Here is a 15,669-nt window from a genome sequence, read left to right as displayed (position 1 = left end):
CCTCTCCTCTCGGTTGATCATGAGGTTGGCGGCCGGATCGGAGATCGAGAACGCCGTCAACTTCATGATCGACCGGATGTGGGGGTGGGGTGGGACTAGGATCGGGGGAAGGGGCGGCTAGGTGGGGGAGCGTCGCGGGTGGGGTCGTCGCAGCTGCTCGTGGTGCTCGACCGGGACAGCCCGGTGCCGTTGCAGCAGCAGCTCTGCGACCAGATCAGCGGATCCGTCCGCGCCGGCCGGCTGCGCCCCGGCGACCCGGTGCCGCCCAGCCGGGAACTGGCCCACCAACTGGGCGTCTCCCGCACCGTGGTCACCCGCGCGTACGAGCTGCTGCGCGCCAACGGCGTCCTCACCTCCCGGCGCGGCTCCGGCACCCGGGTCAGCGACGCCCTGCCCGACCTGCCGCACCGCGACCCGCCGGCCCGCGCCCCGCTGCGCCCCGAACCGCCGCTGCCCACCGACGCCGGCAGCCCGCTGTGGCGGCCGTGGGAGCCGGCACCCATGCACCGGCCGGACGGTGCGTACGACTTCCGGCACGGCACCCCTGCGCTGGCGAGCTTCCCGGTGGCGCGCTGGCGGCAGTCGCTCGCCACGGCGGTGAGCCGGGCCGACGCGGTGGCGCTGGGCTACGGCCCGGCGGAGGGCTCACCGGCGCTGCGCGCGCAGATCGCCGCGCTGCTGCGGCGCAGCCGGGCGCTCGACGTCGCCCGCGAGCACACCATCGTCACCAGCGGTGCCACCCAGGCCATGGACATCCTGGTCCGGCTGCTCGTCGGCCCCGACGACGTGGTGGTGATCGAGGACCCCAGCCACACGGTGCTGCGGCAGATCTTCGGCTACTCCCGGGCCGCCGTGGTGCCCGTGCCGGTCGACGAGGAAGGGTTGCGGGTCGGCGAGATCGAGGACCGGGTACGCGGCCACGGCCTGGACCCGGCCCGGGTCCGCCTGGTCTACGTCACACCGTCGCACCAGTTCCCGACCGGGTTCGTCATGTCCGAGCGGCGACGGCGGGCGCTGCTGCGCTGGGCACGCGAGCACGCCGTCACGGTGCTGGAGGACGACTACCACAACGAGTTCACGTTCGCCGCCGAACGGCTGCCGTCGCTCGCCGCCGACCCGCAGGGCGCCGACGTGGCCTACGTCGGCAGCTTCAGCAAGACGCTGTTCCCGTCGCTGCGCATCGGCTACGCGGTGCTGCCCCCGCACCTGGTCCGGCCGTTCCTCGGCATAAAGTGGATCACCGACCGGCTGACCCCGACGCTGACCCAGGAGGCGCTCGCCGAGTTCATCGACTCCGGCGCGTACGCCCGGCACATCGCCCGGATGGACCGCCTCTACCGGCAGCGCCGGGCCCGGCTGCTGGAGGCGCTCTACGAGCACTTCGGCGCCGGGGTGCGCGTCTCCGGCGCCGCCGCCGGGCTGCACGTCCTCGTCACGCTCGGCGGCACGCCCGGCGCCGGCGAGGCGGCGATCGTGCGCGCCGCCGCCGCGCGCGGCGTGCGGGTCTATCCCGCCTCCGGCTACTTCGTCACCCACCCGCCGTCGGAGCCGACGTTCCTGATCGGGTACGCGGCGCTGCCCACCGCCCGGATCAGCGAGGGAGTGGCGCTGCTGGCCGGCGCGGCACGGGAAGCGACGGCTCGGTGAACCGGGGCCGGCGGAACCGGTCCCGCTGGGCGTACGGCACCGTGCAGTCGAACACCGCCTTCGCGGTGCGCCCGTCGGCGGACAGCGACCGGGAGTAGCCGGTGTGCTGGCTCGGGTCGAGCGGGAAGCCCTCCCGGTCGGCCAGTACACGCAGATCCTGGTCCGCCTGGAACCGCGTCACCATGGCCCACCACAGGTCCTGGTCGGACTCCATGTCGACGTCCTCGTCCACGCAGAGCACCAGCTTGGCCATCCGGAAGCCGTCCAGCACCGCCTCCGCCGCGTCCCGTACCGCGTCGTCGTCGGCCGGGCCGCGCTTGGCCGGCCACTGGAGCACCACCATGAGCTGGCCGCCGCCGGCTGTGTGGCAGTGCGCGGCCAGCGCCGGTGTGCCCCGGCGGCGCAGCAGGTCCAGCACCGCGGCCTCCATCCCGAAGCCGAGCAGCACCGACTGCTCGTGCCCGGGCCCGGACACGGCCTGGAGGATCGGGCTCTCCCGAGCGGTGATCGCGGTGACCCGGATCAGCGGCAGCGACGGGTGCGCGCGGCCCTGGTAGCCGAGGAACTCCGGGGTGGCGACCGAGCCGTGCCGACTCTCCGGCGCGTGCTCGGCCAGCAGTTCGCCCTCGATGACGTACTCGGCGTGCGCGACGAACTCGGCATCCACAGTGGTGCAGGGCAGCAGCTCGACCGGCCGGCCGGCGAGCGCCCCGGCCACCGCCAGCTCGTCCAGGTCCGGCGGCACCAGCGAGGTGGGGCAGCAGGACGACAGCAGGACTGCCGGGCCGAGTCCGAGGTGGATCGCCACCGGCAGCGCCGCGCCCCGGCGCAACGCGGCCTGGTGGGCCAGTTCCAGGTCGCGGCCGGGGACCATCCAGATGGTCAGCGTGTCCGGACCCTGGACACACATCCGGTGCACGGACAGGTTGCGTACCCCGGTGTCCGGATCGGTGGCGAGCACCGCCCCGAGCGTCAGGTACGGGCCGGCGTCCTCGTCGGTGAGCACCGGCACCGGCAGCGCGGTGAGATCCAGCGGCAGCCGATGGCGGGGCCAGCGCGCCGGGTCGGTGGCGGGCACCGGCGGCCGGGGCGCGGCCACCGCGTCGAGCAGCCGGTGCGGCAGCTCGGCCGGGGTGACACCGAGCAGCCCGGCGGCGCGGCGCCGGGTGCCGTAGAGGCCCATCAGCACGGCCCGGGTGGGGCCGTGCGCGGGGCGTACCCGATCGAACAGCACCGCGGGGCCGGGGCCGGTGGGCGGCGCGGCGGGCGCGCCGGCCCACCGGGCGTAGTGCGCGGAGACGCCGTAGCGGGCGGGCAGCTCCTCGGCGACCCGGACCAGCTCGCCGGGCAGCGGGTCGAGCGTGGCGAGCGCGTGCCGCAGGTCGACGGGTGCCCGGCCGCCGGTCATCGCCGCTCCGGCGCCGCCGGGGCGGCCGGAGCCGTCCCGGCGGCACGGCGGTCCGCCAGCATGTCCAGCTGCATCCGGGTCAGCTCCTCGATCAGCGTGCGGTACGTGGCCACCGCGACCTCCGGCGGCATGCCGTGCCGGCCGGCCAGCTCGGCGACGCGGTCGAGCACCTGCCGGACCCGGTCCGGCGACCGCACGGCCGCCTCGTCGGACTTGTGCGCGGTCAGCTCCCGGACCACCCGGGTACGGACCGCCAGCAGCTCGACGATCCGCTGGTCGAGCCGGTCCACGGCGGCCCGCAGCTCGGTGATGCGGGCCGCGCCGGCGGGGGCGTCGCTCACGGCTGGTCGACCCGGTCGACCACGAACACGACAGTGGGCTCGTCCGCGCTGCCCTGGGAGCGGTGCTCCTCGTCGTCCGGGATGACGAAGCCCATGCCGGGGCGGCAGGGCACCGAGCGGTCCCGGAAGTGGATGGTGAACTCGCCCCGCAGCACGTAGCCGGTGTGCCCGCGCAGGCACCAGTGGTGCTCGTCGAACCCGGCGGGCAGCTCCAGCAGGCGCAGCCGCTGCCCCCCGACGTACGCGATCTTGACCCGGCCCTCGGCGCCGGGCTTGTCCCACTTCTCCCACTCGGTGGCGGGGAAGTCGATGCCGACCGGAACGGTCGCCTGCTCAGTGGACATTCTCGCTGTCTCCTCTGGTCGGTACGGATTCGGCGCGGCGGGGCCGCGGCACGCGTTCGTTGCGGTCCCGCGAGGGCAGGACCGGGCCGCCGGTGACCCGCTGGTGGCGTTTGAGCAGCTGCACCATGTCGACCATGCGGTGCACCATGCGCTCCAGCGCGTCGACACCCTCGGGGTCGGTCAGGCCGGGCGTGCCGGTGGTGTTGCGCAGCAGGACCGGGAAGCCGCTGCCCACCAGGATCATGCGGTTGAGCAGCAGGTTGTTGACGATCTGGTTGTGCACCGACGAGTCGCTGTAGCGGCGTCCGGTGACGATGATGCCGCCGACCTTGTCGGCCAGCGGGCGGGTGAAGCGCAGATAGCCGACCCCGGCCCGCTCGATGAAGATCTGCATCAGGTGGGCCAGGCCGAACCCGTGCACCGGCGCGGCGTAGATCAGCCCGTCGGCGCGGACCATCTGCTCCACCAGGGCGGGGACGTCGTCGTCCACGGTGCACGGCAGCGTACGGCTGTTGCAGTCGCCGCACGGGCTGCACGGCGAGATCCGGTGCTCGCGCAGCCGGATGGTGCGCAGGACGGCCCCGCGCTCGGCGATCAGGCGTCCGGCGTGCGCGACCGCGAGGTCGGTGTTGCCGCCCGCCCGTTCGGAACCGTTGATGGCCAGGATGGTGGCTGCTTCGCTGGGCAATCGCACCCCCGAGGGCTCGTCGGCCGGGACGCGGCGCCGCACCGCGCCGCGTCCCGGCCGGTGTCAGTCCGTCAGCTTTCCGGCGAAATAGTCGATGTACGCCTGCATGTCGAAGTGGCCGTGCCCGGACAGGGAGAACAGGATCGCCTTCTCCTCGCCGGTCTCCCGGCAGCGCAGCGCCTCGTCCACGGCGACCCGCACCGCGTGGCTGGACTCCGGCGCCGGCACGATCCCCTCGCTGCGGGCGAACCGCACGCCCGCCTCGAAGCAGGCGGTCTGCGGCACCGCCCGCGCCTCGATCAGGTCCACCTCGCTCAGCGCGCTCACGATCGGCGCCATGCCGTGGTAGCGCAGCCCGCCGGCGTGGATCGCGGGCGGCCGGAAGTCGTGGCCGAGCGTGTGCATCTTTGCCAGCGGGGTGAGCCCGGCGGTGTCGCCGAAGTCGTAGTCGTAGCTGCCCCGGGTCAGCGACGGGCAGGACGCCGGCTCGGCGGCCAGGAACCGGACGGCCGGACCGCCGTCGAGCTGGCGGCGCAGGAACGGCAGGGCCAGGCCCGCGAAGTTGGAGCCGCCGCCGGCCGCGCCGACCACCACGTCGGGGTAGTCGCCGGCCAGCCCCATCTGCGCCAGCGCCTCCTGCCCGATGATCGTCTGGTGCATCAGCACTAGGTTGAGCACCGAGCCGAGCGCGTACCGGGCGGCGCCGCCGCTGTGCAGCGCGGCCTCCACCGCCTCGGAGATGGCCAGGCCGAGGCTGCCGGGGGAGTCCGGGTCGGTGGCGAGCACCGCTCGCCCGGCCTCGGTACGGTCGCTGGGGCTGGCGGTGACCGAGGCGCCGAACGTCTCCATCAGGCCGCGCCGGTACGGCTTCTGGTCGTAGCTGACCCGCACCATGAAGACCTCGCACTCGAGGTCGAAGTAGGCGCACGCCATCGACAGCGAGCTGCCCCACTGGCCGGCGCCGGTCTCGGTGGTCAGCCGCCGCACCCCGTCGAGCTTGCTGTAGTACGCCTGCGGGACGGCGGTGTTCGGCTTGTGACTGCCGGCCGGGCTGACCCCCTCGTACTTGAAGTAGATCCGCGCCGGGGTGTCCAGGTCGCGTTCCAGCCGGCGGGCCCGGATCAGCGGGCTGGGCCGCCACTGCCGGTAGATGTCGAGCACCGGGCCGGGGATGTCCACGTCCCGTTCGGTGGAGAACTCCTGCGCGATCAGCTCGGAGGCGAACAGCGGCGCCAGGTCGGCCGGGGTGATCGGTTCCCGGGTGCCGGGGTGCAGCATCGGCGGCAGCCCCTTGGGCAGGTCGGGAACCACGTTGTACCAGGTCGTCGGGATGTCACTCTCGGGCAGGACGAACTTCGTGGCGGTCATGGGCCTCTTCCGGTGAGGGGTCGGGCGGGTCAGGGACGGGCGGGGGCCGGCGCGGCGGGCTCCGGCACCGGCCGGGCCTCGGGTCGGATCCGCAGCGCGGCGAACGCGACGACGCCGGCCAGCGGGGTCAGCAGCAGCAGGAGCAGCACGGGCTGGTGCCCGTGCGCCTGCCAGACGAAGCCCAGCCCCATCGGCACCACCAGCCGGGCGGAGCTGAGCACGAAACCGTTGAGCGCCATGAAGGCGCTGACCCGGCGCGGCTCGACGTGGTCGGCGATGTAGGTGGGCACCACCACCGAGGCGATGATCTCGCCGAGGGTCCAGACGACTGTGGACAGGAGCACCGCGGGCAGTGAGAACGCGAACACCAGCACCGCCATCCCGGCCGACCAGAGCAGGCCGGCGACGACGAGCAGTGTGCGGGTCGGGTACGCCTTGATCCGTTTCTCGATCAGCATGCCGGCGCCCACCACGACGATGCTGTTGATGGTGTAGACCGCGCCGACCACCGCCACCGACGAGTTCAGCACCCCGGTGACCGCCAGCGGCAGCGTGTACTCCAGCCCGATCAGCGGCGCCACGTAGCAGAACGAGAGCACCACCAGCACCGCGACGTCCAGGTCGCGCCGCAGCGCCGCCCGGCGCAGCCCGGTCTTCGCCGGTGTCCCGGCCGCGTTGCGGCCGGTGTCGGCGGGCACGCTGAGCCGGATGGTGAGCGCCGCGAGCAGCCCGAGCAGGATGTTCCCGGCGAACATCAGGCCGTACGAGTACGCCGCGGCCAGGCCGCCCAGCAGCGGCCCGACGCCCATGCCGAGGTTGTTGGCGATGTAGCTGACGGTGTACGCGAACGGCCGCTGCTCCGGCTCGGCGAGGTCGGCGATCAGCGTGTTGGCGGCGGGCGCGAACATGCCCATGCCGACGAGCGCGACGAACAGCAGCGCCGCGTACGTCCACGGCGGGCCGTCCAGCACCGCCAGCCCGAGGTAGCCGGCCGCGTTGAGCAGCAGGCTGGACACCAGCGCGGCCCGCCGGCCGGCGCGGGCGCAGACCGGGCCGCTGAGCAGGCTCCCGGCGAGCAGGCCGGTGCTGCCGACCGAGATCAGCACACCCGCCTCGCCGGTGCTCAACCCTCGGCTGCGCACCAGGTATACCGCGAGCAGCGGGAAGACGAACATGCCCGCGCGGTTGATGAAGGAGGCGAGCACCAGCATCCGCAGCGGACGGGGCAGCGCCCGGAACCGGCTCAGCCACATGACGCCTCCCCGGCCGGTTCGGTACGCACCTGGAAGGCGTCCCGGATGGTCTTGAACCGGGCCCGCACGTCGTCGAAGTCCCGGCCCTCGCAGACGTACCAGCCGAGCACGTCGTTCGAGGCGGTCGGCGGCGCGAGCACGTCGCCGACGCCCTTCCACACGTCGGCGTCGAGGACCGAGTCCAGCGCCCGCAGCTCGTCGGCGGTGGTGATCGCGGTGATCCGGCCGTACCGGTCGGAGCAGAGGTACTCGGTGCCGGTCTCCGCGCCCAGCGCGGCGGCGGGCCGGTGCCCGGGGTCCAGTTCCAGCCGGCACCACTCGCCCGCGAGGTTGATGCCGCGCCCGGCCTCGATGGCCGGGACGATCGATCCGCCGCCGGCCCGGGCCGCCGCCTCGCCGAAGACCACCTCGCCGTCGTCGCGCAGGAAGAACTCCACGTGCGCGACCCCGGTACGCATGCCGAAGCCGCGCAGGAGCTCCGCGCTGGCGGTCAGGATGCGCTGCTCGGCGGGGGTCAGGTCGTGCTTGCGGGAGATCGTGCCGCCCGGCTCGTCGCGGAACTCCAGCACCGAGTACGTGTAGCGGGAGAGCTGCTCGAAGACCACCTCGCCGTCGCGCAGCAGCGAGTCGACGTGGTACTCCGCGCCGCGGACGTACTCCTCGACCCGGTAGTCGTGGCGCGCGTCGGCCACGAGCGGCCACACCCGGGCCAGGTCGTCGGCCGAGTCCACCCGGTGGGTGTCGCCGCAGGCCCAGCCGGCGTACGGCTTGACCACCACCGGCCAGCCCACCTCGGCGGCGAACTCGGCGACCGCGCCGATGGTGTCCGGGCGGCAGGAGCGGGCCACCGGCACGCCCAGCTCGACGGCCCGGCGGTGCATCACGTTCTTGTCCCGGAAGGCGAGCGCCTGCTCCGGGTCCAGGCCGGGGATGCCGTGGTCGCGCCGGCACCGCGCGGCGGTCAGCACGTCGCCCTCGAACAGCGGGAAGATCCGCTCGATCGGACGGTCGGCGACGATCGCCGCGACCGCCGCCCGGACCGCCTCCGGGTCGTCCAGGTCGGCCCGGTGGCAGGGCAGCCCGGCGGTCTCCGGCGCCGGCCCGCCGGTGGGCAGCAGCACCACGCTGTCCACGCCGAGGTCGGTGGCGGCGGCGACGACGCTGCGGAACTGGGCGGCGTAGCGGCCGGCCGCGGGCCGGTAGACGATCAGGATCGCGCGGTTCACGAGCGGACCCCCGGGGTGCCGGCGGGGCTGAGCGGGGCCTCGACGGGGAACGCGGCGTCCCGGGTCTCCCGGTCCAGCACCGCCCGGTGGCGGGGCGCGGCGGTCAGCTCGCCGAGCACGGCGTCGAGGCGGTCCAGCGCCGCCTCCACCTCCGCCCGGCCGCCCGGATGGGCCGCCTCGACTGTGAGCAGCAGCCGCCGCCGGCCCAGGTCGGTGCGGACCAGGTGGCCCTGGCGCCAGTTCCAGCGCCGGGAGTGGGCCCGCCCGTGGTCGTCGGCGTAGACGACCTCGCCCGGTTCGGGCCGCTCCGGCGCATCGGGCGCGCCGAGCGGCAGGTACGCCTCCGTGCCGTCGGCCGGCCGGACGGCGAGCGCGCCGATGCCGTCCACCGCGCAGGAGGCCACCGGCAGCGCCGAGTCCAGCGAGACGGCGTTGCAGAGGTCCACGAGCGCGTTGATCCGGGGCAGCCGGTCGCCCCGGGCCACCCGGCGGGCGATCGACTCGGCGGCGCACGGGAACCGGTTCGGGTTCACCGCCACCGCCCGGTACGCCGCCCGCCACCCGGCGATGCCCGGCAGCTCGGACACCCCGGCCTTGTCCAGGCCGGCCCGGTGCAGCGCGTTCTCGGCGGCGGTCAGTCGCTCCGCCACGGCCGGGTGGGCCGGCCCGACCTCGATCGCCGGCACGGCGAGCAGGCCGAGGACGTAGTCCGGCACGCTCGCCGTCACCCGGTCGTCGATGCGGACGGACAGCCGGTCGGCGCCGTCGCTGAGCTGGGTCATCGTCATCCCCGTCGGTTCGGTTCACACGGTCGCCCCGACCGTACGAAGCGGCGCCGCCACCGGTTGTGGCCAATCCCCGCCGATCCGGTGAGGCCAATCCGGGCCCGCGCGGCCGGCCGCATCAGGCGACCCCGGCCGGCCGGCGGTCCCGGTAGGCGGCGGCGTCCCCGGCGACCACCCGCCCGCCCAGCAGCACCATCTCGATCGCCTCGGGCCGCCCCAGCACCGTGATGTCCCGCGCCGGGTCGCCGTCGGTGACCACCAGGTCGGCCAGCCGGCCCGGCTGCACCGTCCCGGCCTCGCCGCCGCGCCCGGCCAGCCGCGCGCCGTTGGCGGTGGCCCAGGTCAGCACCGTCGGTGCGGGGATGCCGGCCATGCTCACGTACGTCTCGAGCTCCTCGGCGTACCGGCCGTGCGGGGTCCAGGCGAACCCGAAGTCGTCACCGGCCACGATCGGGATGCCCATCTCCACCATCAGCGGCAGGATCCGCAGCGTGTTCTCCACCTCGGCCTGGAACTCCAGCGTCTCCAGGTACTCCGGGGTCTTGCCGTGCGCGGTGCCGGTGGTGAGCAGCCGGTGCGGCTGGTGCAGGCTCGGCACCACGAAGATGCCGCGTTCGGCGATCGCCGCCAGCGCCGCGTCGTCGGCGTACGTGGCGTGGTCGATCACGTCCACCCCGGCGGCGATGGCGTTGCGGATGCCGCCCAGCCCGCGTGAGTGCGCCCGGATCCGTACCCCCCGCTCGTGTGCGGCGCGGGCCGCGATCACCAGTTCCTCGGCGGTGAACAGCAGCTCGTGCGAGCGGCCGTTGGGGAACGTGTCGTCGCCGGTGGAGAACACCTTGATGATCTCCGCGCCCTGGGCGACCTCGGTGTCGACGTACTCGACCAGTTCCTCCGGTGTGTCGGCCAGCCGCATCAGGTCGGTGGGGATGCGCTGCTTGACCGCCGGGTTGCGCCGCTGCGGCGGCCCGGAGACCATCAGGTCCCGGCTGCACGGCGTGATCCGCGGGCCGGGCAGCCGCCCGGCGTCGATCGCCCGGCGCAGCGCCATGTCGATGCCGGCCACCGAGCCGGCGCCGACGAACGCGGTGTAGCCCAGCCGGAGCATGGCCGCCGCGTTCGCCGCCGCGCCCAGCGTCACCTCCGGGATCGAGTGCTTGAACAGCGTCTCCCGGCCGTCGAGCACGTTCAGGTAGGCGATGTGGGTGTGGCCGAGCGTCATGCCCGGCATCACGGTCCGCCCGTCCAGGTCCAGCACGTCGACGTCCGGGTCGTGCAGCGGGGCCTGCGCCTCGGGCAGCACCGCGACGATCCGCTCCCCGTCGAGCAGCACGCTGTGGTGCGGCCGGGACGCCACCCCCAGCCCTTCCTGGACGGTGGCGCGGTGCAGCAAGGTTCGTCGGGACACGGCTGTCACTCCGGTTCTCCTCGAAGGTGCGGTCGGCGGTGGCCGAAGAGCAGCCAGACGATCTCCGCGCCGGGGCGGCGGACCACCCAGCGCAGCGCGTGCCGGCGTACCCCCGGGGCGTTCGTCACCGCGAGGTCGGCGGCCCCGGCGGCGAGCAGCTCGGCGGCGTGCTGGGTGGACTCGGCGTCCAGCCACCGCATCGGACGGTCGCGCAGCGCGGGCGGGGCCAGGTCGGCGAAGATCCGCCGGACCTCCCAGAGCGCGGCCACAGTGACCTCGCCGTCGCCCGGGTGCGCGTCCCGTTCCCGCGCCGCGATGCCGTACTCCGGGGTGGCCTGCGCGAAGTAGGCGTCCAGGCGCAGGTCGCGGTGCCAGTGGAAGCGGGTGGCGCCCTGGTACGCGCTGGGCACCAGCGCCTGGTCGACGCGGCGTTCCACGAGCGCGCCGAGCACCTCGTCGAACGTGTCGCACAGCTCGATGCGCAGCGCGTGCCGCTCGGCCAGGAACGCGGCGGTCAGGTGGCTGGACGTGCCGGCCGGCCCGAGCGTGGCCACCGCCGTGCCGGGGTGATCCGCCCACCGGTCCACCACCGTCCGCCACCGCCGCCCGTACGCCCCGGCGAGCAGGCCGGGCAGCGCGGGCACCGGCGCGGCGGCTGCGGTGTCAGGTGTCGTAGCCACGCCTGCCCGCCATCCGCCGGGCCACCCGGGTCTCGTGGTCGTCGGCGACCCGCCGGTCCACGATCCGCGCGGCCTTCCAGCTCACGAACGCGCCGGTGCTGACGATCGGGTCCAGCCCGTCGCTCAGCTCGACCTCCACCGGCACGCCGAGCGCGGCGGCGGCACGCCGGCGCACCCCGTCGGCCACCGCGGCCGGGTCGTCCACCAGGTCCTTGAGCAGCTCCAGCCGGACGGTGAGCCGGTCGCCGCCGGCCGGGTCGTGGTCGATCACCACCTGGTAGCCGGCCGAGCCGGTGACGCCGGTGAGCACCGCGCTCTCGATCTGCCCGGCGGTACGGCGTTGCCCGCCCAGGTCGATGCGGTCGAGCGTGCGCCCGACGATCTGCACCAGGTCGCCGGGCATCTCGCAGTCGCAGTCCGACGCGCCGACCACCACCGCGTCGCCGGTGCGGTAGCGGATCAGCGGCTTCACGCCGTCGACGAGCATGGTCACCGTGAGCTCGCCGGTGCCGCGCGGGCCGTGCGACGAGCCCGTCTCCGGGTCGACCACCTCGATCAGGTAGTTGGTCTGGGACAGGTGCATCCGCTTGTTGCGGCAGGCGGTGGCGATCACGAACGCCTCCTGCGAGCCGTACAGGATGTTGTAGACGTCAGCGCCCCAGACCGACTCCAGGTTGTGCGCCAGCGCCGGCGTGCACATCTCGCCGGTGACGAACAGCAGCTCGACCGCGAAGTCCTCGCGCAGCCGGTAGCCGTGGTGCTCGGCGGCCTTGGCCAGCATCAGCGCCACGCCCGGCGTGCAGCAGATCACCTCAAGTTCCAGGTCCCGCATCAGCTGGAGGGCCTTGGCGAACCCGATCACCGGCGAGTACGGCCAGATCTTCGCGTTCATCGCGCCGGTGTTGCGGGCCACGTCGCCGAGCGTGTCGCCGAACGAGTGCACCTCGGTCGGGCCCATCAGCCCCACGCGGGGCGCGTGGTCGCCGAAGTGGTGGCGGAAGATCGACGCCCAGGACTCGGTGACGTGGGCGTTGCTGGCCACCACCTCGCGGCCGTCGCGGGGGCAGGGCGTGGCGGGCCCGGTGGTGCCGGTGGTCTCGTAGAAGAAGACGGCCTCGGCCAGCGGGCGGCTGAGCACGTCGAGCATCTCCTCGCGCAGGTGCGCCTTCGTGGTGAAGGGCAGCCGGTCGAGCGTGGCCGGGGTGATCGTGGACAGGTCGATCCCGGCGAGGTGCCGGGCGTAGAACGGCGAGCCGGTGCCGACCTGGTCGAGCACCCGGCGCAGCTGCCGGTCCCGCCAGTCACCGAGCTGCTCGGCGGTGAGCGTGCGGTCGTAGAACGCGCGGTGCAGACGCAGGTAGTCGGCGGCGAAACCGGCCGCCGGGCCGGTGGTGGGAAGCCACATGGATCGGGGTCCTCTCGGTGTGCGTCAGTGCAGGCCGCCGTCGACGTCCAGCACGGAGGCGGTGACGTAGCTGCTGTCCGGGCCGGCCAGCCAGGCGACGGCGGCGGCGATCTCGTCCGGGGCGCCGAAGCGGCCGGCCGGGATACGGGCCCGGTAGTCGTCCCGGCGGGCCGCCGGGATCCGGGCGGCCATCGGCGTCTCGACCAGCCCGGGGGCGACCGCGTTGACCCGGATGCGGTGCGCGGCGAGCGCCCGGCCGAGGCTGCGGGTGAGCGCGACGACAGCGCCCTTCGAGGCGCCGTACGCGGCGTCCGGGCTGCCGATCCGGCCACTGATCGAGGCGACGTTGACCACGGTGCCCGGACGTCCGGCGGCCACCAGCGCCCGGGCGTACGCGAGCGTGCCGAAGAACGTCGCGCCGAGGTTCGTGTCCAGCACCTCGGCGTACGTGCGCGGGTCGTAGTCGAGGAAGTCCCGGGCCGGGTAGACGCCCGCGTTGTTCACCAGCACGGCGGGCAGGCCGTGTCGCTCGTGCACGTCGTCCAGCAGCCGCTGCGCCTGATCCGGCACGGCCAGGTCGGCGACGAGCGCCGCGTACGCGGACGGGTCGGCGGCCGGCTCGCGGTCGACGCTGAGCACCCGGTGACCGGCGCGGGTGAGCGCCGCGGTGACTGCCCGGCCGATGCCGCCGGCCCCGCCGGTGACCACGGCGAGCGGGGGTACGGACCCCGACATGATCCGTCTCCGCCGCTCAGCCGGCGACCGGCAGCGCCGCCGGTACGCCGCGCAGGAAGTTGTCGAACAACCGCAGCCCGTCCTGGGTGGTCACGCTCTCCGGATGGAACTGCACCCCCTCGACGGCGAGCGTGCGGTGGCGCAGGCCCATCACGTAGCCGTCGTCGCCGGAGCGGGCGGTCACCTCCAGCGGGGGCGGCACCGGGTCGGCGACGATGAGCGAGTGGTAGCGGGTGACCGTCAGCGGTGCCGGCGCCCCGGCGTACACCCCGCGGCCGTCGTGCGTGACCTCGCTGGTCTTGCCGTGCATCAGGTGCCGGGCCACAGCGATCGTGCCGCCGTACGCCAGGCCGATCGCCTGGTGGCCGAGGCAGACGCCGAGCAGCGGCACCCGGCCGGCGAACGCGTGGACCAGCTCGACGTGGCCGGAGTCGCCGGGGTGGCCGGGCCCGGGGCCGAGCACCACCGCGTCGGGGCGCAGCGCGGCGAGGTGCCGGGGGCTGCGCGCGCGGGACCGGACCACCACCGTCCGCGCGCCGAGCGTGCGCAGGTACTGGTCGATGATGTGGGTGAAGCTGTCGTACGCGTCGACGAGCAGGACCTTCACGGCAGCAGCTCCTCGCCGGTCAGGGCCCAGTAGGCGGCGCTCATCTTGGCCAGCGTCTCCCGCCACTCGGCGGCCGGTGTGGAATCGGCGACCACCCCGGCGGACGCCTGGGTGTGGTAGCGGTGCCCGTCGTGCACGACGGTGCGGATGCAGAGCGCGAGCACCGCGAACCCGCGGACGTCGACCAGGCCGATGGCGCCCGCGTAGATGCCCCGGGGCTCCGCCTCCAGCCCGTCGATGATCTCCATCGACCGCAGCTTCGGCGCGCCGGTCATGGTGCCGGCCGGGAACGCGGCGCGGACCGCCGCCCACACGTCCGCGCCGTCGTCGAGGCGGCCGGACACGGTGGAGACCAGGTGGTGCACGTACGCGAACGGCTCGACGTCGAGCATCGCGTCCACCGACAGCGTGCCCGGCTCGCAGACCCGGCCGATGTCGTTGCGGCACAGGTCGACGAGCATGACGTGCTCGGCGCGCTCCTTCTCGCTGGCCCGCAGCTCGGCCACCCGGCGACGGTCGGTCAGCGGGTCGGCCGAGCGGGCGGCGGTGCCGGCGATCGGGCGCATCGACAGCCGGTCGCCGTCCAGGCGCAGGAACAGCTCCGGGCTGGCGCCGATCACCGTGCGCCCGGCCCAGGGCGCCAGGTACATGTACGGCGACGGGCTGCGGTGCCGCAGGCGCCGGTAGACGTCCAGCGGGGTGAGGGTGGTCTCCACCTCGATGCGGTGGCCGATCTGCACCTGGTAGCTGTCGCCGACCCGGATGTGCCGCAGGCACCGCCGCACCCGCTCGGCGAACGTCTCCTCGTCGACTGTGTCGCGTACCCGTTCCGGCGTGGGCGCGGGTGGCGGCGGCTGGTCGGCGGGCACGCCGGTGAGCAGCCGCGTCACCGGCGGCGCCGGCTGCGGCGGCAGGTGCGGGCCGGTGGCGTGCAGCTGGTGCGCCGTCCCGGCGCGAAGGTCCCACCAGACGGTGTGCCGGAACAGTGTCAGCGCGCACCGGGGGAGGTCGTCGTCGGCCCGGTCCAGGGTCAGCTCGTCCATGTCGCGGGCGGCCTCGTAGGCCAGGGTGGTGAGGAAACCGAAGGCGAACCGGCCGGCCGGCACGGGCGTCTCGACGGTGAAGGCCCGCTGCACGGCGCGGACCACCGACCAGAGCTGCGCCGGGCCGGGCACGTGCCAGGCGGACGTGGTGTCGCGCTGCCGGGCCGGCGCGCCGAGGACGGCGGTGACCACCGCGCGCAGCGCGTCGCCCAGCGGCCCGGCGGCGGTCAGCTCGCACCTGTCGGCCAGGAACCGCAGCTCGGCGAGGCGGCCCCAGCCCACCGCCGCGGCCTGCCGGTCGGCGGCCGGCCCGTCCAGGCTTTCGAAGAGGTACGCGTCGTGCGCGGCATGGCTTTGTGTCAATGCGGTGTACAACGCGAGCGGATTGATGGACGGCAGTGTGATTGAGGTCACGGAAATCGGAATGCGGTCGGCCGGCGTCGTGCCTCCCGGCGTCTCCGAACGGTGGTCTGCGGTTTCCGCACCCACCGCAGTAGACAATGAGGACACTGTGGAACCCCCCTTTGAGCAGCCCGGATGCCCCCACGCGGACCGGCTGGGCCGCGTTCGGTGACAGATCGGACTTCCCCCGTTGAAAAGGACGCGCGGCACCCCCCGGGTTCGGCCGGGAATGGGTTGCGGTCCCGGGAAACACTTTCACCAAGTGCGGTTCCCGCTGTCCATACCACTTCGGTGGCCGGGGAGAGGACCAATCGGTGTGGCATCTGAAT

The 15,669-nt window shown here is 74.3% G+C and carries 15 protein-coding genes; 1 reads left to right on the top strand and 14 read right to left on the bottom strand.

The window, feature by feature from the left end:
• Positions 1-138 precede the first annotated feature (138 nt).
• Positions 139-1,647 (top strand): PLP-dependent aminotransferase family protein, encoded by a 1,509-nt coding sequence (locus tag BFV98_RS07310; RefSeq protein ID WP_013285740.1) that lies wholly within the window; start codon positions 139-141, stop codon positions 1,645-1,647.
• Here the strand turns inward: BFV98_RS07310 and BFV98_RS07305 are convergent.
• The 14 genes from BFV98_RS07305 to BFV98_RS07240 form a co-directional block, all read right to left on the bottom strand.
• Positions 1,592-3,055 carry a UbiD family decarboxylase gene (locus BFV98_RS07305; protein ID WP_071095560.1) on the bottom strand — a complete coding sequence of 488 codons (1,464 nt, stop codon included), beginning with the start codon at positions 3,053-3,055 and terminating at the stop codon, positions 1,592-1,594. The two genes, BFV98_RS07310 and BFV98_RS07305, sit on opposite strands and share 56 nt — an antisense overlap.
• Positions 3,052-3,396: a chorismate mutase gene (locus tag BFV98_RS07300; protein ID WP_013477222.1), complete on the bottom strand. Its 345-nt coding sequence runs from the start codon at positions 3,394-3,396 to the stop codon at positions 3,052-3,054. The genes BFV98_RS07305 and BFV98_RS07300 overlap by 4 nt, the downstream gene beginning before the upstream one ends.
• Positions 3,393-3,740: a cupin domain-containing protein gene (locus tag BFV98_RS07295; RefSeq protein ID WP_013477221.1), complete on the bottom strand. Its 348-nt coding sequence runs from the start codon at positions 3,738-3,740 to the stop codon at positions 3,393-3,395. The genes BFV98_RS07300 and BFV98_RS07295 overlap by 4 nt, the downstream gene beginning before the upstream one ends.
• A complete protein-coding gene (locus BFV98_RS07290; RefSeq protein WP_036310210.1) occupies positions 3,730-4,434 on the bottom strand; it encodes a flavodoxin family protein in 705 nt (234 codons plus the stop codon). Before BFV98_RS07290 ends, BFV98_RS07295 begins: the two co-directional genes overlap by 11 nt.
• A gap of 57 nt (positions 4,435-4,491) precedes the next feature.
• Positions 4,492-5,796 (bottom strand): TrpB-like pyridoxal phosphate-dependent enzyme, encoded by a 1,305-nt coding sequence (locus BFV98_RS07285; protein ID WP_013285745.1) that lies wholly within the window; start codon positions 5,794-5,796, stop codon positions 4,492-4,494.
• 29 nt (positions 5,797-5,825) lie between these two features.
• The gene (locus tag BFV98_RS07280; protein ID WP_071095558.1) at positions 5,826-7,049 is read right to left on the bottom strand and encodes an MFS transporter; all 1,224 of its coding nucleotides are present in this window, start codon (positions 7,047-7,049) and stop codon (positions 5,826-5,828) included.
• Positions 7,040-8,275, bottom strand: coding sequence for an ATP-grasp domain-containing protein (locus BFV98_RS07275; RefSeq protein WP_071095555.1), 1,236 nt, complete (start codon positions 8,273-8,275; stop codon positions 7,040-7,042). The genes BFV98_RS07280 and BFV98_RS07275 overlap by 10 nt, the downstream gene beginning before the upstream one ends.
• The gene (locus BFV98_RS07270; RefSeq protein WP_071098784.1) at positions 8,272-9,057 is read right to left on the bottom strand and encodes a B3/4 domain-containing protein; all 786 of its coding nucleotides are present in this window, start codon (positions 9,055-9,057) and stop codon (positions 8,272-8,274) included. The genes BFV98_RS07275 and BFV98_RS07270 overlap by 4 nt, the downstream gene beginning before the upstream one ends.
• A 121-nt stretch (positions 9,058-9,178) precedes the next feature.
• Complete coding sequence (locus BFV98_RS07265; protein ID WP_255368046.1) at positions 9,179-10,468, bottom strand: amidohydrolase family protein; 1,290 nt, start codon at positions 10,466-10,468, stop codon at positions 9,179-9,181.
• A 5-nt stretch (positions 10,469-10,473) separates the two neighbouring features.
• Positions 10,474-11,148 (bottom strand): prephenate dehydratase, encoded by a 675-nt coding sequence (locus tag BFV98_RS07260; protein WP_225319513.1) that lies wholly within the window; start codon positions 11,146-11,148, stop codon positions 10,474-10,476.
• A complete protein-coding gene (locus BFV98_RS07255; RefSeq protein ID WP_030268804.1) occupies positions 11,132-12,553 on the bottom strand; it encodes a phenylacetate--CoA ligase family protein in 1,422 nt (473 codons plus the stop codon). The genes BFV98_RS07260 and BFV98_RS07255 overlap by 17 nt, the downstream gene beginning before the upstream one ends.
• A gap of 24 nt (positions 12,554-12,577) precedes the next feature.
• The gene (locus tag BFV98_RS07250; RefSeq protein WP_013285752.1) at positions 12,578-13,288 is read right to left on the bottom strand and encodes an SDR family NAD(P)-dependent oxidoreductase; all 711 of its coding nucleotides are present in this window, start codon (positions 13,286-13,288) and stop codon (positions 12,578-12,580) included.
• 16 nt (positions 13,289-13,304) lie between these two features.
• Complete coding sequence (locus BFV98_RS07245) at positions 13,305-13,895, bottom strand: aminodeoxychorismate/anthranilate synthase component II (RefSeq protein ID WP_013285753.1); 591 nt, start codon at positions 13,893-13,895, stop codon at positions 13,305-13,307.
• Entirely contained in the window at positions 13,892-15,352 is a 1,461-nt protein-coding gene (locus BFV98_RS07240) for an anthranilate synthase component I family protein (protein ID WP_225319514.1), read from the bottom strand. Before BFV98_RS07240 ends, BFV98_RS07245 begins: the two co-directional genes overlap by 4 nt.
• Between the last annotated feature and the right edge of the window lie 317 nt (positions 15,353-15,669).

It is taken from the genome of Micromonospora sp. WMMB235 (assembly GCF_001855515.1).
Taxonomy (GTDB): Bacteria; Actinomycetota; Actinomycetes; order Mycobacteriales; family Micromonosporaceae; genus Micromonospora; species Micromonospora aurantiaca.
The sequence above is the reverse complement of the archived record's forward strand: the minus strand, read 5'-3'. Positions and strand labels throughout refer to the sequence as shown.